The organism is Shewanella avicenniae (assembly GCF_017354945.1).
Lineage (GTDB): Bacteria > Pseudomonadota > Gammaproteobacteria > Enterobacterales > Shewanellaceae > Shewanella > Shewanella avicenniae.
In genome coordinates, this window is sequence record NZ_CP071503.1 from 3265150 (window position 1) to 3285295 (window position 20146).

The 20146-nt window shown below is 49.9% G+C and carries 12 protein-coding genes; 8 read left to right on the top strand and 4 right to left on the bottom strand.

The features are described from left to right. The first annotated feature begins 157 nt into the window (after nt 1–157). The 7 genes from acuI to phoA all read left to right on the top strand — a co-directional run bounded on the left by acuI (nt 158) and on the right by phoA (nt 11616). Nucleotides 158–1141 carry an acrylyl-CoA reductase (NADPH) gene (gene acuI, locus JYB87_RS14490; protein ID WP_207354175.1) on the top strand — a complete coding sequence of 328 codons (984 nt, stop codon included), beginning with the start codon at nt 158–160 and terminating at the stop codon, nt 1139–1141. Between the two features lie 189 nt (nt 1142–1330). Next, a complete protein-coding gene (locus JYB87_RS14495; RefSeq protein ID WP_207354176.1) occupies nt 1331–2629 on the top strand; it encodes an amidohydrolase in 1299 nt (432 codons plus the stop codon). A 178-nt stretch (nt 2630–2807) separates the two neighbouring features. Beyond that, nucleotides 2808–4106, top strand: coding sequence for an amidohydrolase (locus JYB87_RS14500; RefSeq protein ID WP_207354177.1), 1299 nt, complete (start codon nt 2808–2810; stop codon nt 4104–4106). Between the two features lie 331 nt (nt 4107–4437). Beyond that, nucleotides 4438–6075, top strand: coding sequence for a malate dehydrogenase (quinone) (gene mqo / locus JYB87_RS14505; RefSeq protein ID WP_207354178.1), 1638 nt, complete (start codon nt 4438–4440; stop codon nt 6073–6075). Between the two features lie 638 nt (nt 6076–6713). Continuing rightward, a complete protein-coding gene (gene mqo, locus JYB87_RS14510) occupies nt 6714–8333 on the top strand; it encodes a malate dehydrogenase (quinone) (RefSeq protein ID WP_207354179.1) in 1620 nt (539 codons plus the stop codon). Nucleotides 8334–8517: 184 nt separating this feature from the next. Beyond that, the gene (locus JYB87_RS14515; RefSeq protein ID WP_207354180.1) at nt 8518–10191 is read left to right on the top strand and encodes an ArnT family glycosyltransferase; all 1674 of its coding nucleotides are present in this window, start codon (nt 8518–8520) and stop codon (nt 10189–10191) included. A 27-nt stretch (nt 10192–10218) separates the two neighbouring features. Then, nucleotides 10219–11616 (top strand): alkaline phosphatase, encoded by a 1398-nt coding sequence (gene phoA / locus JYB87_RS14520; RefSeq protein WP_207354181.1) that lies wholly within the window; start codon nt 10219–10221, stop codon nt 11614–11616. A gap of 72 nt (nt 11617–11688) precedes the next feature. On the opposite strand, the gene JYB87_RS14525 is transcribed toward phoA, so the two are convergent. From JYB87_RS14525 to ercA, 3 genes are all read right to left on the bottom strand, one after another. After that, the gene (locus tag JYB87_RS14525) at nt 11689–12918 is read right to left on the bottom strand and encodes an MFS transporter (RefSeq protein ID WP_207354182.1); all 1230 of its coding nucleotides are present in this window, start codon (nt 12916–12918) and stop codon (nt 11689–11691) included. Nucleotides 12919–13028: 110 nt separating this feature from the next. Further along, on the bottom strand, nt 13029–15197 hold the full coding sequence (locus JYB87_RS14530; RefSeq protein WP_207354183.1) for a sensor domain-containing protein: 2169 nt from the start codon (nt 15195–15197) through the stop codon (nt 13029–13031). Next, nucleotides 15181–16338 (bottom strand): alcohol dehydrogenase-like regulatory protein ErcA, encoded by a 1158-nt coding sequence (ercA, locus tag JYB87_RS14535; RefSeq protein ID WP_207354184.1) that lies wholly within the window; start codon nt 16336–16338, stop codon nt 15181–15183. The genes JYB87_RS14530 and ercA overlap by 17 nt, the downstream gene beginning before the upstream one ends. 253 nt (nt 16339–16591) lie before the next feature. Here ercA and JYB87_RS14540 point away from each other — a divergent pair, with 253 nt between their 5' ends. Further along, nucleotides 16592–17944, top strand: coding sequence for a diguanylate cyclase domain-containing protein (locus JYB87_RS14540; RefSeq protein WP_207354185.1), 1353 nt, complete (start codon nt 16592–16594; stop codon nt 17942–17944). Nucleotides 17945–18081: 137 nt separating this feature from the next. On the opposite strand, the gene JYB87_RS14545 is transcribed toward JYB87_RS14540, so the two are convergent. After that, nucleotides 18082–20001 (bottom strand): CocE/NonD family hydrolase, encoded by a 1920-nt coding sequence (locus tag JYB87_RS14545; protein WP_207354186.1) that lies wholly within the window; start codon nt 19999–20001, stop codon nt 18082–18084. Between the last annotated feature and the right edge of the window lie 145 nt (nt 20002–20146).

Below are 20146 nucleotides of genomic sequence, written 5' to 3' on the forward strand. Positions count from 1 at the left end.
CGCACTGGCTTCAGCAATATGTGAAACAGCGCCAACTCGCCGCGTCTGCAATTGCCAATCAAGCCGCAAAATTAACGCTACAGCTAAAGTGGAGTTTATTCGGCCAGCAAGCTCACGTAAGGTGTGACATCAACGCCATCGTTCACGGGAGTTTTCCATGTTCAAAGCACTGTTATTAGAGCAACAAGAAGGCACGACCAGCGCCAGTATCAGCGAGATAGATGAAGCACTGTTGCCAGAAGGCGATGTCACCGTCAAAGTCAGCTACAGTTCGCTCAACTACAAAGACGGCCTTGCAGTGACCGGCACGGGCAAAATCATTCGTCAATTCCCAATGGTGCCAGGCATCGACTTTGCGGGCGAAGTAGTGCAATCGGCCGATCCGCGTTATCAAGCGGGCGATAAAGTGATTCTGACTGGCTGGGGCGTGGGCGAAACACATTGGGGCGGCATGGCCGAGTTGGCGCGGGTCAAAGGCGATTGGTTAGTGCCAATGCCTGTAAACTGCGATGCCGCAACTGCGATGTTAATTGGCACCGCCGGTTTAACTGCCATGCTGTGTGTGCAAGCGATTGTTGATGCCAAAATTACGCCGGATGCGGGCGAAGTTTTGGTGACAGGCGCCAGTGGTGGCGTTGGCAGCACGGCGGTGGCATTACTGGCGAAACTCGGCTATCAAGTCACCGCCTGCAGTGGTCGGCTTGAGAAAAACGGCCCGTTACTAACCGCACTCGGCGCAAGCCAGTTACTTGATCGCACAGAATTAGCCGCTCCCTCACGGCCACTGGAAAAACAACGCTGGGCGGCGGTGGTTGATACTGTGGGCGATCAACCGTTAGCAACGGCGTTAGCACAGATGAATTATGGCGGTGTAGCGGCTATTTGTGGTTTGGCTGCGGGCTATAATCTGCCTACTACCGTGATGCCGTTTATTCTGCGAGGTGTCAGCCTGCTTGGGATTGATTCTGTCTATTGCCCGCGGGACAAACGTATCGCGGCGTGGACTCGTATTTTGGAGCTGCTACCAGCCAGTTTCTTTGAACAAGCCGGTACCGAAATCAGCCTAGAACAAGTGCCGCAATACGCCGCCGACATCGTCCAAGGCGCGGTCACCGGGCGCACGCTAATCAAAGTTCAGTAAGCGATTCTATGCCCACGGCTGAATATCAATTCATCTGTGGGCGTTTACCCTATCCTCCTGCAGGTTATCAGCGCTTCTTGCTCGCTTGTCACATTGCGGTAACACTCTTTCACAATTTCGCTATACATCACTTTTCTGAAGCGTGTAATCTTGTCGGCTCGTTGATCATCAAATTGCATAAGAATTCACATGACCATAAAAAATATCATTGTCGGCGGATTATTGTTTGCTGGCGTTAGCGCGCTCGCCCAAGCACAAACCGTGGCGGAAATGGCCAGCCAAATCGAACCAGAAGTGATCCAATGGCGTCACTATTTACACCAACATCCAGAGCTGTCCAACCGCGAGTATGAAACCGCGAAATATCTGGCTAAGTATCTCAAAGACCTAGGCCTCGAAGTGCAAACTGGCGTGGCTAAAACTGGTGTAGTGGCAATTCTCGACAGCGGTAAACCCGGCCCTGTAGTGGGATTGCGGGCTGATATTGATGGTCTACCAGTAAAAGAACTTAACTCGCTGCCCTATCGTTCTGAAGCGATTGGCGAATACCGTGGAGAGAAAGTGCCGGTGATGCACGCGTGCGGTCACGATACCCATATGGCGATGTTGATGGGTGCCGCGAAAATTTTGGTCGCACAAAAAGACCAATTGAAAGGCAAAGTGAAGTTTGTATTCCAGCCAGCGGAAGAAGGCGCACCGAACGGTGAAGAAGGTGGCGCTGAGTTGATGGTAAAAGAGGGCGTGTTAAAGAACCCGAATGTTGACGTGATGTTTGGTTTGCATATCAACTCCGCCACGGATGTTGGCACCGTAAAATACCGCGCGGGCGGCATTATGGCGGCAGTCGATACGTTTAAAATTGTGATTAAAGGACGTCAGGCGCACGGCGCATACCCGTGGAAGAGTGTTGACCCAGTAGTGACCTCAGCACAGATGATCATGGCGCTACAAACCATTGTAAGCCGTGAACTGACAGTGATTGATGATGGTGCGGTGGTGACCGTGGGTATCATCAAAGGCGGTAACCGCTCGAACATCATTCCAGAAGAGGTGACCTTAGAAGGCACCATCCGTACCCTGAACCCAGCGGCCAGAACCCTGATCCACGAAGCGATGCATCGTAAAGTGAAAGCGATTGCGGAAAGCATGCGCGCGTCAGCAGAGCTGATCCTGCCGTACGGCCCAGCCTATCCGATTACCTACAATGACCCAAGTTTGATGCAGCAAATGCTGCCAACCTTGGTGCGCACTGCGGGCAACGAGCACGTCAAAGAAGCCAAAGCCGTGACCGGTGCGGAAGATTTCTCTTTCTTCCAAACGCAAGTGCCAGGCCTGTATCTGTTCGTCGGTGGCAAGCCATTAGCTGTGGCCGAAGCCGATGCACCGCCGCACCACACGCCAGATTTCTATGTGGATGATTCAGGCATGAAGCTAGGGGTCGAAGTGCTGACCAACCTCACCATGGATTACATGAACAAAGCGAACTAACCTTTGCTTAGCTGCCGCCACATTGCCTCAGATGTGGCGGCAATTTTTACTCACGCCTTATTCAAGCCATTGCCATCATTACACTTCAGTAACATCAATTCACAATTTAGCCATTCATCGGTTTTTTCAGTTGGTGTAGCCTGTTGATTCGTTAATCAACATCTTATAAGTCTCTACAATGATAATAAAAAATGTATTCGCCAGCGCACTGTTGTTGGCAGGTCTCAGCGCTGTGGCGCAGGCACAAACCGTGGCTGAAATGGCCACTCAAATCGAGCCTGAAGTGATTCAATGGCGGCACCATTTTCATCAATACCCTGAACTGTCGAACCGAGAATTCAATACCGCCAAATATGTGGCCGAGCAGCTGAAAGCGCTGGGGTTAGAAGTGCACACCGGAGTTGGCAAAACAGGCGTGGTCGCCATTTTAGATAGTGGCAAACCGGGGCCAGTAATTGGGTTGCGCGCCGATATGGATGCCCTGCCCGTCAAAGAAGACAACAATCTGCCCTATCGCTCACACGAAACCAGCGAATATAACGGCAAAACCGTGCCAGTGATGCACGCTTGTGGCCATGATACTCACATGGCGATGCTGCTCGGCGCAGCCAAAGTGCTGTTAGCCCAAAAAGATCAGCTGAGAGGCAAAGTGAAGTTTATCTTCCAACCAGCGGAAGAAGGCGCACCCACAGGTGAAGAAGGTGGTGCCCAGTTGATGGTCAAAGAGGGTGTGCTGAAAAATCCAGATGTCGACGTAATTTTTGGGCTGCATATTAGCTCTAACGCCGATGTTGGCAGCATCACCTATCGCCCCGGTGGCACCATGGCGGCGGTAGACTCATTTAAAATATTGATTAAAGGACGCCAAGCTCACGGCGCATCGCCTTGGGCCAGCGTCGATCCTATCGTAACCGCCGCGCAGATGGTGATGGCGATGCAAACCATCGTCAGTCGTGAATTGACACTGATCGATGATGGCGCAGTGGTGACAGTGGGCAGCATTCACGGCGGCAACCGCAGCAATATTATCCCCGGCGACGTTGAGCTTGAAGGCACCATTCGCACCCTTAATAATCAGGCGCGCGAACTGGTACATGAAGCGATGAAACGCAAGGTCAATGCGATTGCGGCGAGTATGCGCGCCACAGCCGAGCTAACCTTACCCGCCAATGAAAGCTACCCAGTGACCTACAACCAACCTGAGCTGATGCAACAGATGCTGCCAACCTTGCAGCGTACCGCCGGAACAGACCACGTCACAGAGATCAAAGCCATTACCGCAGCAGAAGATTTCTCTTTCTATCAGCAACAGATCCCAGGGTTGTATCTGTTCGTTGGTGGCAAGCCGCTGGATGTACCTGCCGATAAAGCGCCGCCACACCACACCCCAGATTTTTATGTCGATGATTCCGGCATGAAAGTGGGCGTTGAGCTGCTGAGTAATCTCACTATGGACTATATGCAGCAAGCGAAATAACCTATGCCAATCCGCTGGCGTGTAGACTGAACTTACGCGGCAGCGGTCACCCCAAAACATGCCACACATCGCACCATTAATCACAGTGTGATCTATATCACTAAATAAGTTACATAAGTTAACTTAGATAGCTTAAGTATTCGTAATTATCTAAAGATTTCCGCCAGTTACCCTCAGTGATAATTTAACGCCGATTCAGAACAACGAGCTCTAAACCAGCGCAGACTGACAGGAGCTCTGATGGGGCCACGCCTCTTATCTGCCAGCGCTGGATGCGCGCTCTTCTCACCGCAGTGTCCACCGCTGATTAACTATCACAGAGCAAACCACTATGAAAAAAGTCAAACTAACACTGCTCAGCGCGTTGGTAAGCGCCGTCACAGTGCTAACCCCGGCACAAGCGGATGAACAACAAGTTGACGTATTGCTGATCGGCGGCGGCATCATGAGTGCCACCTTAGGTACCTACCTACAAGAGTTGGAACCAGACTGGTCAATGACCATGGTTGAGCGTTTGGACGGTGTTGCCCAAGAAAGCTCAAACGGCTGGAACAACGCCGGAACCGGTCACTCAGCACTGATGGAGTTGAACTACACCCCCGAAATGCCTGATGGCAGTATCAATGTTGAGAAAGCGGTTAAAGTTAACGAAAACTTCCAAATCAGCCGTCAATTCTGGTCATATCAAGTAGCCAACAACGTGATGCATGATCCTGAATCATTCATCCGTACCGTAAACCATATGAGCTTTGTATGGGGCGACAAGAACGTTAATTTCCTGCGCAAACGTTACGCCGAACTGCAAAAGAACACCCTGTTCCAAAGCATGGACTACAGCGAAGATCCAAAACAGATCGCCGAATGGGCACCACTGTTGATGGATGGCCGTGATCCGAAGCAATTGGTTGCCGCGACTCACTCAGTCATTGGTACTGATGTAAACTACGGCGAAATCACTCGTCAGTTAGTTGCTGGCCTGCAAACCAAAGCAAATTTTGATCTGCAATTGAAAACTGAAGTCCGCGAACTGCACCAAAATGCAGATAAAAGCTGGACCATTACCGTAGCGGATTTAGCCAACGATGAAGAAGAACACACCATCAAGGCTAAGTTTGTGTTCATCGGTGCTGGTGGTGCCTCACTGCACTTATTGCAAGCGTCAGGTATTCCAGAAGGCGCCGCGTACGGTGGTTTCCCAGTGGGTGGTCAATTCCTGATCACTGACAACCCAGAAGTGGTTAAACAACACGTCAACAAGGCGTACGGCCAAGCTGAAGTGGGTGCACCACCAATGTCAGTACCACACTTGGACGCTCGTCGTATCGACGGCAAAGAAGTACTGCTGTTTGGACCATTTGCTACCTTCTCAACTAAGTTCCTGAAAAACGGTTCATTGTGGGATCTGCTGAGTTCAACCACCACAGACAACGTGATTCCGATGATGAACGTCGGCTTGGACAACTTCAACTTAGTGCAGTACCTGATCCAACAAGTGATGCTAGACGATGATGATCGTTTTGCAGAACTGCAAAAGTACTATCCAAAAGCCAATAAAGCAGATTGGAAACTGTGGACTGCTGGCCAACGGGTACAGATCATCAAAAACGATCCTGAAAAAGGCGGTCGTCTGCAATTTGGTACTGAAGTGGTCGCCTCCAAAGACGCCAGCTTAGCAGCGCTGTTAGGTGCATCACCTGGTGCATCAACTGCAGCACCTATTATGTTGAACGTGATGGAAAAAGTGTTCGCTGACAAAGTAGCGGGTGAATGGAATGCTAAACTGAAGCAGATCATTCCATCCTATGGCACTAAGCTCAACGGTAACGTTGCAGCCACCGAGCGTGAACTGAACTACACCAGCGAAATGTTGCACTTGCACAAGCCGCAAGCACCGCAAAATGCTGCACCAGCGGGCGACGATGCAGTGACTTTGCCAGAGCAAAAAGCTGTGGCAAATATCGAGCTGTAATGCTCATTGCAATTGTCCCGTTATAAAAAACGTAAAAAAGCTCCGAAATTCGGAGCTTTTTTATTAATTCAGCAACAGCAAAGCGACAACATAGCGTCACGCAATGTCGCCAAAATCGACTTTAGTCGAATAGTCATTTCGGCAATACACACAATAGCGTTTAAAACACGGAGCAGTTATCGAACTTATCAAATCACAAACCCGCACAAAAAATTCAGCTAAATTTAATAAAACCTAGCTGTCATGCGCCATAGCGGCCAATTAGATTAAAAGATCAGCGGTAATCATTTGATAAATTATGGTTAATTCAATAACGGCAAGTTAACTTGCCGCGATGAAAAGCGCTAAAAACCGCCCTCTTTACATCCTTCAAAAAAACAATAAAATTGATTCACATCACATTTTTAGTTGCTTAAGTTAACTTAATTAGCTCAGCAGTAACGAATCATTCAAACAGAATCCGTCACTTAAGTTAACGGCAGTTTAGCAAAACACCTCACAAGATCTGACACGGGCACATACCCCAATATGTGTCCAAGCAGAGGATGCCCACGCTCATTGTTAAGGATAGCGAGAGTTCCCCTACTTTTGATACTCAGTGACTAAATGCCGTGCGACGTTCACAGAGCGATATCAAAATGAGAAAAGCAAAACGTATTAGGCTGGCCGCGCCTGCAAGTGTTTCATCATTTTTTAGTTCCGCCTCAAATCAACCGCAACAAACGGTTGATGTGCTGTTAATTGGCGGTGGCATAATGAGCGCCACCATGGGCACTTATCTGCAAGAGTTAGCGCCTAACTGGTCAATGATGATGGTCGAGCGGCTCGATGCGGTCGCCAAAGAAAGCTCTAACGGCTGGAATAATGCCGGTACTGGCCACGCAGCCTTGATGGAGCTGAACTACACGCCGCAACTGCCCGATGGCAGCATCAGTATTGATAAAGCGGTGCACGTCAACGAAGCATTTCAGATCAGCCGTCAGTTCTGGGCACATCAGGTCGAGAAAAAAGTATTGGGACGCCCCGATAGCTTTATTCACACCGTGGACCATATGAGCTTTGTTTGGGGTGATGAAAACGTTGCCTATCTCAGAAAACGTCACCAACTGCTGCAGCAAAACACCCTGTTCCAAAACATGGAATACACCGAAGATAAATCGCTGTTGCAACAGTGGGCACCGCTGCTGATGGAAGGACGCGATCCGCAACAAAAAGTGGCGGCAACCCGTTCAGAAATGGGCACAGATGTGGATTTTGGTGAGATCAATCGCCAGTTGGTCAACAGCCTGCAAACCCATCAAAATTTCAGTTTGCGGCTGCAATCTGAGGTACACAAATTACAGCAAAATCCCGATAACAGTTGGACAGTGACCATTGCCGATCTTGCCAATGGCAAGCGCGAATACAAAGTGCGGGCGAAGTTTGTATTTATCGGTGCCGGTGGTGCGGCGCTGCCGTTGTTGCAAGCTTCAGGTATCCCTGAAGCCAGTCAGTATGGTGGTTTCCCCGTGGGCGGGCAGTTCCTGATCTGTGATAACCCTGAAGTGGTTAAACATCATAAAGCCAAAGCCTATGGCAAAGCGGAAGTGGGCGCACCGCCGATGTCGGTACCGCATCTGGATACCCGTTATATCGATGGCAAAGATGTGCTGCTGTTTGGCCCGTTTGCCACATTCTCGACTAAGTTTTTGAAAAACGGTTCATTCCTCGATCTTATCCGCTCAACCACGCGCAAAAACCTGCTGCCAATGACTCGCGTTGGTTTAGATAATTTTGACTTGGTGAAATACCTGATGAGCCAAGTGATGCAGAGCGATAATGACCGCTTCAATGCGTTGAAGAAATACTACCCCAATGCCAAAAAGTCAGACTGGAAGCTGTGGACAGCTGGTCAACGGGTGCAGGTGATCAAGAAGGAAAAAAGCAAAGGCGGCGCGCTGCAATTTGGCACTGAAGTGGTTGCCGCACAAGATGGCACCATCGCCGCGCTGTTGGGTGCCTCCCCCGGCGCATCAACAGCCGCACCGATCATCCTGAATGTGTTGGAAAAAGTATTCCCAGATAAAGTCAGTGGCGAATGGCGTGACAAACTGCGCCATATCATTCCATTCTATGGCAAGCAGTTAAACGGCGATCTGGCTGCGACTGAGCGTGAGTTGCTCTATACCAGTGAAGTGCTGCAACTGCACAAACCTGAGTTGCATCAGGCGGAAAACATGCTGCTAGAGCAAACCGACCTGCAGCACCTCGCCAGTTAAGCTTGCTAACTGATGAACCCCGACAAAGCCCCGTATTCATGCGGGGCTTTGTTTTTCTGCTTAACGCTGAGCATTCTGCGCCAAGCATAACAGCGTTATAAAAACGCCATCTAAGCGTCACCATTTGTTAACAAATAGTTGCAACCATCTTCCAGCAATAAATACCCTTGGTAACCCCCCATTGATGATTAAGATGCGTGCGACCGCAAACACCGACCTTCCTCTGCCGCTGTTCGCTGTGCTGGTGCTCGCGACGGTAATTATCATCGTCCATCTGTTTATTCGCCCAATTATGCCAATTGATGAAACCCGCTATATATCAGTCGCTTGGGAGATGTGGCAAAGCGGCAACTGGCTTGTTCCCCATGAAAATGGCCAAACCTATGCCCATAAGCCGCCGATGCTATTTTGGCTGATTAATCTTGCATGGGCGCTTGTTGGTGTTAGCGAATGGGCCGCACGTAGCATCATCCCACTGTGTTCGTTAGCCAATTTTGTCTTGCTGCATTACTTAGCAAAAGCCTTAATCCCCAACTGCGCGAAAGCCGCCCAGCTCGCGCCGGTTGTACTTTTAGCTAGTGCGGCTTGGCTGTTTTATCTCCCCACCACCATGTTTGACCTGCTGCTGAGCGTGTTTGTGTTGGGCTTTAGCCTCGCCATCGTGCATGCCAGTAACAAACAGGTTACCCAGCTGCGCTATTGGCTCGCCGCAGCACTGATGATTACTGCTGGCCTGCTCACCAAAGGTCCAGTAATGCTGCTGTACTGCCTGCCATTTGCGCTGCTCTACTCCTTGTGGCGCCAGCCCAACAGCATCAAAGTAACTCAGTTTATTGCACGCTGTGGCATCGCTACCCTCATGGGAATTGGCTTGATGCTGCTGTGGGTGATACCGGCGGTGATCAGTGGCGGCGAAAGCTACGAAAACGAATTACTGTGGCAGCAAACCTCTGGCCGCATGGTGAACTCTTTTGCGCATGCAAGGCCGGTGTATTGGTATTTGATGCTACTACCCGCATTGCTGCTGCCATTACCGCTACTGCGTTCATTTTGGCGCGGATTACGCGCTCCGCTGTCACGGCTCGACAAAGCTCTGCTGCTATATTTGGCAATCCTTGTGGGTTGCTTCAGCATGATTAGCGGCAAACAGATCCATTATTTAATTCCGCTATTTCCGTTTGCGGCGCTGTGGGTGGCGCATCGATTACCGCTGCGACTGGTACGTGAGTGGCCACTGACACTGCTGATGTTGCTGCTCGCGCTAACCACGCTCAGTATGCCGTTGTGGCTTAAGAGTATCGAAACACCCAACAGCTGGTATTGGCTTGGCTTAATTCCTTTAGCCTTGATGTGCTTCGCTGTGATTGGCAACAAACGCAATCCCAGCGCGACCCTCACCACCCAACTCTTGCTGCTACCGATTGGGTTAACCTGTAGCCTGAGCGCCTTAGCTCCGGTGCTGCAACATGCATACAATATCGAACCGATTGCCCATTTGGTGGCACGTTATCAACAACAGGGAAAAACCGTTGCCAGTTGGCAGAGATACCACAATCAGTTTGGCTTTTATGGTCGGTTGCAACAGCCCTTGGTGGATATCAGTGAGCAAGCTGAAACTCGGCTGCGATGGGCACAAAACCATCCCGACAGCCTCATTTTGCTCAGCGAACGCCAGCCTAATCCACGCTGGTTTGAGGTGGCGTTAGCGCATCAAAGTTATCGAGGCCGACAACTGTTTATCGTGCGCGCAGCCGATGTCACCGATGAACTATCGCAGTTAGCAGCAGCACAATCTGTGCAAGGAAATGCGCCAGCGTCACCGAACTGTCACAAAGATTGCCTAACATTAGCCGATTAGAGAGCTTTAACGTTTTAGGATAACCAATTGAAACGCTCATTAATTACCGCCTTACTCCCACTACTGGCACTGCCAGTTATCGCCGCAGATTGGAGCGATAGAAACGCCAACGGCGATCTCACCCAAACCGGTGGCGCACGTCGGTTACAGCAGGATATCACCGCCGATCTCAAGGCTTCTCTCAGTGATAAACGTGCTAAAAATGTGATTTTATTGATTGGTGACGGCATGGGGGATTCAGAAATCACCATTGCTCGTAACTATGCCCGCGGTGCCGCTGGCTTTTTTGCCGGTATCGATGCCCTACCACTGACCGGGCAGTACACCCACTACTCGCTCGATCGCGATACCCATCTGCCAAACTATGTGACTGACTCAGCGGCCTCTGCAACTGCATGGACCACGGGCACTAAATCTTATAATGGCGCTATCGGCGTTGATGTGTTCGGCAATCCGAAAGCAACCCTGTTGCAACTGGCGAAAAAAGCCGGCAAAGCGACCGGCAACGTTTCTACCGCGGAGATCCAAGATGCCACACCTGCGGCAGAGGTGGCCCACGTGTCGCAACGTAAATGTTACGGTCCAACTGCAACTGAGCTGAAATGCCCCGAAGCTTCGCTGAAGAACGGTGGTTTAGGCTCAATTACTGAGCAGCTGCTGGATACTCGCCCAGACTTAACCTTAGGCGGTGGCCGCGCCACCTTTGATGAAAAGGCCACAGCCGGAAAATGGCAAGATAAGACCCTGATTGAACAAGCTTATGACCGCGGCTATCAATTTATTTCAACCGCCGGAGAGCTAGAACAGATCACGACAGCCAACCAACAGCAACCCCTGCTGGGGCTATTTTCACAAGACAATATGCCTGTACGTTGGTTAGGACCGAAGGCGAGCTATCACGGCAACTTGGCCAAAGACCCGGTGGTCTGTAAACCTAACCCAGAGCGTACAGCGGATATTCCAACCCTGGCACAGATGACCAGCAAAGCGATTGAACTGCTTCAAGCTAACAAAAATGGTTTCTTCTTGCAGGTGGAAGGCGCTTCGATTGATAAACAAGATCACGCCGCCAATCCTTGCGGACAAATTGGTGAAACCGTTGATTTAGATGAAGCCGTACAAGTGGCGTTGAAATTTGCCAAGCAGCAAGGCGATACCTTAGTGATTGTGACCGCCGACCACGCTCACTCGTCACAGATCATTTATCCAAACGCGACCGCGCCAGGCTTGACCCAAGGTCTGTTGACCCATGATGGCGCCAAAATGAGTATCAGCTACGGCAACTCAGAGCAAGGCAGCATGGGCCATACTGGCACGCAGCTTCGCATTGCCGCGTACGGTCCACATGCCGCCAACGTGGTGGGCTTAACCGACCAAACTGACCTGCACTTTACCATTTTGGATGCCCTAGGCATCAAGCACTAACCGAGTCATTGCAAAGGAGGCCCTTTATGCTCTCAATGAGGGCCTTCTTTTTTTCTTCTTGCCAACCACGAATCACTCTTTCAGCTTTTGCCGTTCGCGAATGACGGGGAACATCCACATCCACGCCGCCACCACGACCAAAGTGCCCACCCCACCAATCACTGCCGAGCCCACCGCACCGACAGCCGCCGCCAAAACACCTGATTCAAACTCGCCTAACTGATTAGATGTATTGATAAAAATGGAGTTTACCGCGGTGACTCTTCCGCGCATTTCGTCGGGAGTTTCTAATTGCACCAAGGCACCGCGGATCACCATGCTCACCATATCAAATGCACCCAAGGCAAATAGCGCGATCAGTGACAGATAGAGATTGGTTGATAGCGCAAACACTAAGGTTGCCACACCAAAGCCTGCCACCGCGCCAAACATGATTTTGCCAACGTTGCGCTCCAAGCTATTACGCGCCAGCCAAAATGACATTAACAATGCCCCAACCGCAGGTGCAGCACGCAGTAGCCCAAGCCCCCAAGGGCCGGTGTGCAGAATGTCTTTGGCAAAAATTGGGAGTAAGGCAGTGGCGCCCCCAAGCAGCACGGCAAAAAGGTCGAGCGAAATTACCCCGAGGATCACTGGCCGCGCGCGAATAAAACGTACCCCGGCAAAAAGATTGGTCAGGTTCATCGGCTGCTTTTTCGGAATGGTGTGATGGTAGCGCAGCCCAAATAACCCGACTAATGAGATGAAATATAAACAAGCCGCTAAGCCGTAGGCCACCACGGGCCCACCAATGTAGAGCAAACCGCCTAACGCCGGGCCGGCAATACTGGCCATTTGAATGCCAGAGGAGTCCATGGCCAATGCCCGAGGCAAGACTTCATCGGGCACCAACGCCGGCAACATCGATTTTAATGCTGGAAATTCAAAGGCTTTGAACACGCCGATAATAAACACCAGCAGCAGAATCATCTGCTCATTCAACAGCTCGAACCAACTGCCGCCCACCAGCGCTAACAGTGCCAGCCATTGGCAACTTTGAGTCACCAAGACGATATTGCGCCGATGAAATTGGTCGGCCACATGCCCCGCTGGCAAAGCTAATAACACTGACGGAATGAACTGGGCTAAACCGATTAAGCCCAAGGTGAGTGGATCGCCAGTGATGTCGTACACCTGCCAACCCACGGCCACCGAAATCACTTGAAAACCAAATGCAGAAGTTAGCCGGGTAACCCAATAACGCCAAAATGCAGGATAGGCTTTGAGTGACGTTGCGGGCGCCACCGTCGAATGAGTGTTCATATATTACTGACTGAAAACAAGGGGAAAATGATGCTATCAGGCTGGCGTTAAATCCACCAGTCTGCTTTTGGCGCAGCGAGCAAAATTACCGGAACGGCGTTTTAATGGGGTTACTGATGCTCGCGTAGGTACTTGATAAACTGCGCGGCGGGCATTGGCCGTCCCAAATAATAGCCCTGTACTTCATCGCAGTGATAACGCTTCAATTCCGCCATAGCTTCGGCGGTTTCAACGCCTTCCGCGATGGTTTTAAGCCCTAAGCCTTTGGCCATCTGCACAATGGCGCGCACAATCGCCGCATCGTCTTCATTGTTGATGATGTCGCGCACGAAAGACTGGTCGATTTTCAGTTTATCCACCGCAAAACTTTTCAGATACTGCAGACTAGAATAGCCCGTACCAAAGTCGTCAATGGTGAATTGATATCCCTGCTGTTTTAAGCGCCGCACTGTTGCCAACACGCTTTCGGTATCGTGGATCATAATCGATTCCGTCAACTCGAGCTCCAGCATAGAGGGAGAGATCCCCGCAGCCATCACCGCGTCATTCACCGCTTGCTCGATGTTACCGCGCGCAAACTGCAACGCCGACAAGTTCACCGCCACCACAGGATCAAGCATCCCGGCGTCGCGCCATTGGGACACCTCGCGGCAAGCCTCCTGCAGCACCCACTCACCGATGGGCACAATCAGCCCCGACTCTTCCGCGACCGGAATAAAGCTCGCGGGCGAAATCATGCCAGTTTCAGGATGGATCCAGCGGATCAAGGCTTCAGCACCCACGACCCGCCCGGTTTCAATATCCAATTGCGGCTGATAGAACAGCTGAAACTGATGGTGTTCGAGCGCCTTGCGCAACCCCACACTGATACTCAACTGCTCGGTGGCTTCGTAATTCATCTCTTCATTGAAGAAACGATAGGTATCACGTCCTTCTGACTTGGCGCGGTACATCGCCATATCGGTTTTTTTCAGTAGGGTTTCAAAGGCTTCGCCATCAGCGGGACTCATAGCAATCCCAACCGATACCGACAATCGTAATTCAGTTTGTGCCACAAAATAGGGCTTAGCTAGATGCTCCATTAAACGACTGACCACAGTTACACAGCTGTCAGCATTGGGGAGATTGGGTAATAACACCAAGAACTCGTCACCCCCTTGACGACTTACCGTATCAACATCACTCACTTGCGACACAATACGCTCGGCGACTTCGGCAAGCAGCTGATTACCTACGCCATAGCCAAGAGAATCATTGATCGTTTTAAAGCGATCTACATCTATTGCCAGTAAGCCGACTAAACGTTGATGACGGGTGGCCATCGATACGGCTTGCGACAAACGATCTTTAAGTAACTGAAAATTTGGCAATTTAGTCAGAGGGTCATGGTGGGATAAAAATAACGCTTTATCTTCGGCCAATCGCAGATCATTGACGTCGTTAAACATCCAAATACTGCCCTCATCTGGATGCTTTGGATCATTCGCTTGTCCGGTCAGCTCACACAGAAATTCACGACCATCAGCACGTTTCAACATCACCCGCGCACAATATCGTCGCCCCCCTTGCATGGCCCGATAAGCATCTTCACCTAAGGCATGATAGGCATCTTCCTCTTGATAAATCAGACGTGTACTACGGCCAACCAACTGCTCAGATGAATACCCCATCATCTGTTCAAAGCGCCGATTACAGGATTCAAAGCAACGATTGCGAACACTCACAATGCCAACCAGTGCATTATCAAGCAGCGCCGCTTTCTCCGAGAGCAGCTTATTCATCAGCTCTTCATTGCGCTTACGCTCAGTCACGTCACGCCCCACCAACACACCATAATTTTGCAGATCTACCTTGGCAATTTTAAAGCTAAGTTCCAGCCAACTCTGCTTTTCGCCGTTATCGGAGGCAGTTATTAATGAATGGTTGCGATAGTGGCGTTGTTTTCCGCCCACCACCATATCTCGATGCAGTAATTCGATAATACGTTTGCAATCATTACAGAAGGTTAACTCTTTGAAAGATTGACCAATAAGCTGCTCTACACCGGTGTTCATCAGTAGACCGAAAGCCGCATTAGCGTCTGAAATGTCACCACTTGGCATATTAATCAACACCACGAAATCTGACGTGTGATCCAGCAGCGTATGAAAACGCTGCAAGCGATCCATATTTTGTCTGAGTTGCGGATAGTAACTCTTACGAAATGAACGTTCCCCTAATCCGATGATACTCGCTTTACGTGCTTCCCAGCTTTGTATGTCATCAGAGGGCTTCGCCATAGATCACCTTGAGATCGTCCAAAGATGCGTGACGAGGATTAGTCACTAAACAAGCATCATGTACCGCGTGATGAGCTAAATCAGGAATATCACCATATTTAACACCCCAGTTGCTCATTTTATCTGTCAGCCCGAGCACACTCCGTTTGTTTGATAATGCCTGCGTAATACTAGTCGCTCGTTGCCGTTCACTCAGCCCTTTACCGTTAAGCCCCATTACCGTTGCAATTCGCTGGTATCGGTCAGGTTCGGCAGCAATATTAAAGCGAATCACGTGATCCAACAGCAACGCATTACATTCACCATGCGGAAGATCGAGATAACCGCCGAGTGAGTGCGCCATGGCATGTACTGCCCCCAAACTCGCATTAGAAAACGCCAACCCCGCTTGCAGACTACCAAGCAGCATGTTTTCTCTTGCAGCTAAATCGCTTGGATTCATCACCGCTTGCTCGACGTTGTTCCACAGCAGCTCAATTGCCGCTAGTGCATGCACATCCACCACGGGTGAGTTTGCAGTAGAAACAAAGGCCTCAATCGCATGAGTCAACGCATCCATACCGGTACAGGCGGTAAGATGCGGTTGCAAAGTTAAGGTGGTTTCAGGGTCAACCAAGGCCACATCGGGTACTACACTCTTACTGATAATCGCCATTTTGTAACGCTCTGGCGAATTCACAATGATGCTAAATTGGCTGATGTCGGCAGACGTCCCCGCCGTAGTAGGAATACAAATAAGCGGCGGGCCAGGGATATCCACGTTATCAACCCCTTCAAACGCATGCACCTCACAGCCATTGGCAAACACAATCCCAATCGCTTTGGCGCAATCGATAACACTGCCACCGCCGAGCGCCACAATCACATCACAACATTGATCTTGATAGAACTTAGCGCCCACCATTACCTCGTAATCTTTGGGATTTTCGGTGAGCCCACTAAATATGGCGTACTCGATACCCGCTTCTGCGAGATCTTGTTTCACATCGTCAAGCCATCCTGCGGAAATAACCCCTGCGTCCGTGACAATAAGTACTTTGCGCGCCTGCATATTGCGAGCGTAAAACCCCACTCGATGCCGCGCGCCAACACCAAAAATAAACTCCGGTGCAACAAACTTACGCATTTCATACAACGGCATATTGCCCCCACAGTATCAGCCTAGTTTTCTGACATGCTCTGATTACAAATGAAGTGTAGACCAGCGAAAAACAGCGCACTGAAAATTTGTCGACCTAAAATCAGTATGTAAAACGTCCCTGTTTGTGGATTGGCTAATACGAATCTTTCGCTATTCAAGTAATTAGTTGAAGCTGCTAAGCTACAATTCTTAACATAGGAAAAAATCTCATCATACGGACAGAGCGAATACTGCGGTGAATCTTGGACTGACTGTGAAACAAAAATCCTTACTATGGTTGTTATCAGCCTTGTATGTGATGTTAGCGATTGTCACCACCGAGTTTGTGACGCGCAGTTTTGCGCAGCAACAGCTGTTTGCCGAACAAGACTTGGTGAAAAATCGCCTATCGCTAATACGCTCGCATTTAGAGTCCGCCATTTTTATGGATACCTACCTCGCCGATAGTTTGGCTACCGTCGTGACCATTGATCCCAACTTTGCCATTGATAACTGGAATGCCATCGGCGCCAAGCTGTTGAGTAAAGCGCATTTCGTGCGCAACGTTGGCATAGCGCCGAATAACATCATCTCCCATATTTTTCCAATCGAAGGCAATGAAAAAGCAATCGGCTTTGATTTTCGCTCTCGCCCAGAGCAATTTCGTACGGTGGAATTGGCCAAAAAACTTCAGGGAGTTTATATCGCAGGACCGCTTGAGCTTGTGCAAGGCGGCGAAGCAATTATCGCGCGCTTTCCTATTTTTGCTGATTATCCCAAAAATACCCGTTATTGGGGCAGTGTCAGCGTGGTCATGGATTTTCAGCGCTTAATCGAAGCCAGCGGGTTGACCGCCCTTAGCGGTGCTCACGCTAGTCTAAAAAAACGTGACATTTCCAATCCGCAAGGGCGGATATTTTATGGGGACCCAGCCATCTTTGACGTGCCAGATATCGAAATGGGTATCACCCTTCCCAATGGTGAATGGCTGTTAGCCGCCCAATACGATATTCACAATGCCGATCATGTACAGATGACAAAACTCAGTATTCGCTCGATGGGCGTGATTGTGGCAGTGCTAGGTTACATCATCATTATGTTGCTCTATCGCAACTATTTGGTGGTACATACCGCGTCACTGCAAGACGAATTAACCTCGCTTCCCAACCGCCGCTCGATGATGTTGTTGCTCAAACGTTTATTAGATCGGCCATCCGGCCAGTACACTTTTGCCATCCTCAATATCGATCTTAATGGGTTTAAGCATGTGAATGACGAATTAGGCCATGAAGCAGGCGATGAACTGCTCAAACACGTCGCGAGGCAACTAAGTAACGCCGTGCGCAACGATGATATGGTGGCGCGGATCGGCGGCGACGAGTTTATTGTGGTGTTACAAAACGTGCGCAAAGACACTCATATTGGTGAAATCGCCGAGAAGATTAAACAAATTACTGAGGCGCATTCGCTATCGTGGGGAGAGAGCCAAATTTCCCCTTCTTTGAGTGTGGGTTACGCCGTTTACGATGGTTCACAGAAATCGATAAAAGACCTACTTAAACAAGCAGATAATCATATGTACCATGTAAAAACCCGCTTCAAACATGCGTTGGATTACACGATTTAACGCCTAACAACCAACGGCAAGCATCAACAATCGACAATCGACAATCGACAATCGACAATCCAAATCATATCAAAGAAAAGGTCGAGTAATTCACTCGACCTTGATCTATGCACCACGTCGCTACAGTGAGCTACTTGCTAATCCGCTATCGGCAGCACGATATTGGACGGCGCTTTAGCATCGTGATGCACCTTGATGGTGGCTTTTTTATAATCCTGCGGTTTCGCCCAGAAGATGTTATCCACGTAGGTTTGTGGGTTGCGGTCATACAGCGGGAACAAGCTTGATTGCACCTGCACCATGATCTTATGCCCCGGCAGGAACACGTGATCCACGTTAGGCAGTTCAAACTGATAATGTTCCACTTTGTCTGGCGTTAACGCGGCGGGTTTATCGAAACCATGCACATAACGGCCACGGAAGATCTCAATCCCCAACGGCAGTTCAAAGCCGGTCATCTCTTGGCCGACATAACCTTGCTCATGCCCTTCTGAAGTGGTATTCGGGTACACATCCACCAGTTTCACTACCCAGTCACCATCGCTGCCCGAGGTGGAGGCAAACAGGTTCACTAGCGGCGCGCCCATAATATGCACCGGTTTATCGAGCACATCGCTGCTGTACACCAATACGTCTGGGCGGCTCGAAGCAAAGCGCTGATCGTGCACTAACCACGGTTTCCATTGGCTGGAGTCATCCATATTGATAGGACGTGGAATAAACGGCACAGGTTTTGCCGGATCAGACACATAATCGTCAAACGCTTGCTTGGCTTTAGGTGCATCAAACGACAGGCCAAAGTTATCACTCAGGTAGATTTTCTTGCTTTCGCCCATTGGCCATTTGCTGGATGCGTTCCATTGGTTAACGCCCGTTGCATAGGTCAGCACCGGCGGCGTATGTGGATCAGGCGCACCTTTCAAATAGTGATCGAAAAACGGCTTCATGTACTTTACGCGGAACTCTTTGGCGGTATCGCCAGTAAAGGTCAGCGAGCCGAGTTCATAACCGTAGTGATTCACGCCGGAATGGCGCCATGGACCGATCACCAACGACACTTTGTCGTTGTTTTTATCTTTCGGTTCAATCGCTTTATACACCGCTGGCGCACCGTAAGAATCCTCTTGATCCCACTGACCAACAATCAGCATAGTCGGTACTTTTAATGGTTCTTTAGCGAGGATTTTATCCACCGCCTGTAATGACCAAAAATCGGTATAGGCCGGATTTTCAGTCAACTTGCGAATAAATGGATAGTCTTGATAGCCCCACTTTTTGATAAAATCGCCAGTCGAGCCCGCTTCTAAAAAGCGCGTGTAGTCATCCATCGGCTCAGTGGCAATATTGCCCCCTTCAGCTTTCGCGGTGCTTTGGCCAATGGTGTAACCAATATTCACGTTACGAAATGCACCATTATGAAACCAATCATCGCCCATCCAGCCATCAACCATAGGGCTTTGTGGCGCAGCGGCTTTCAGCGCTGGGTGTGGATTAATCTCCGCCATCAAGCTGGTGAAACCGAGATAAGACGAACCCACAATGCCGACGTTGCCGTTAGTTTCAGCGACGTTTTTCACCAGCCAATCAATGGTGTCGTAGGCATCAGTCGCTTCATCGATACCTGTGTTATTTAATGGGCCAACCACTGGTCGGTTAGTCACATAGTCACCTTCAGAATTGTGCAGGCCGCGAATATCCTGATAAACGCGAATGTAGTTGTCTTGCACATACTCGATATCCATCGCATCTACTAATTCTTCGATATGCTGACTGGTATTACGTGAGGTACTGCCTTTGGCATCATAAGGGGTGCGACTCAACAAAATCGGCGCATTCTTGGTGCCCTTTTTCATCAAAATGACGGTGTAGAGTTTAGTGCCATCACGCATCGGCACCATTTCAACACGCTTAATGTAATCCGCTTCAGGACGAATATTGTTATAACTGGCAACGCCATCGGGCGTCATAGGGGTAATCTTGCTCAAGCTATCTGCGGCAAATGCGGCAGGCAATAAGCTAGTCGCAGCCAATGCCAGCATCAAGGGGGAAAGTTTCATGAACGGCCTCTGTCACTATTTTCATTATTATGCTGCCGCAACAAATGGAGCGTGCGGCGAAGCAACTAACTTACTCCCATGCGCAGTCTGCTGCAAAAGCAAAATGTGACATCTCGTAACAACTTAGCTCAAACCAAACCACTAG

Coding starts and splice junctions, on each gene's coding strand:
- acuI (WP_207354175.1), top strand. CDS start 158: ATGTTCAAAGCACTGTTATTAGAGCAACAAGAAGGCACGACCAGCGCC.
- JYB87_RS14495 (WP_207354176.1), top strand. CDS start 1,331: ATGACCATAAAAAATATCATTGTCGGCGGATTATTGTTTGCTGGCGTT.
- JYB87_RS14500 (WP_207354177.1), top strand. CDS start 2,808: ATGATAATAAAAAATGTATTCGCCAGCGCACTGTTGTTGGCAGGTCTC.
- mqo (WP_207354178.1), top strand. CDS start 4,438: ATGAAAAAAGTCAAACTAACACTGCTCAGCGCGTTGGTAAGCGCCGTC.
- mqo (WP_207354179.1), top strand. CDS start 6,714: ATGAGAAAAGCAAAACGTATTAGGCTGGCCGCGCCTGCAAGTGTTTCA.
- JYB87_RS14515 (WP_207354180.1), top strand. CDS start 8,518: ATGATTAAGATGCGTGCGACCGCAAACACCGACCTTCCTCTGCCGCTG.
- JYB87_RS14525 (WP_207354182.1), bottom strand. CDS start 12,918: ATGAACACTCATTCGACGGTGGCGCCCGCAACGTCACTCAAAGCCTAT.
- JYB87_RS14530 (WP_207354183.1), bottom strand. CDS start 15,197: ATGGCGAAGCCCTCTGATGACATACAAAGCTGGGAAGCACGTAAAGCG.
- ercA (WP_207354184.1), bottom strand. CDS start 16,338: ATGCCGTTGTATGAAATGCGTAAGTTTGTTGCACCGGAGTTTATTTTT.
- JYB87_RS14545 (WP_207354186.1), bottom strand. CDS start 20,001: ATGAAACTTTCCCCCTTGATGCTGGCATTGGCTGCGACTAGCTTATTG.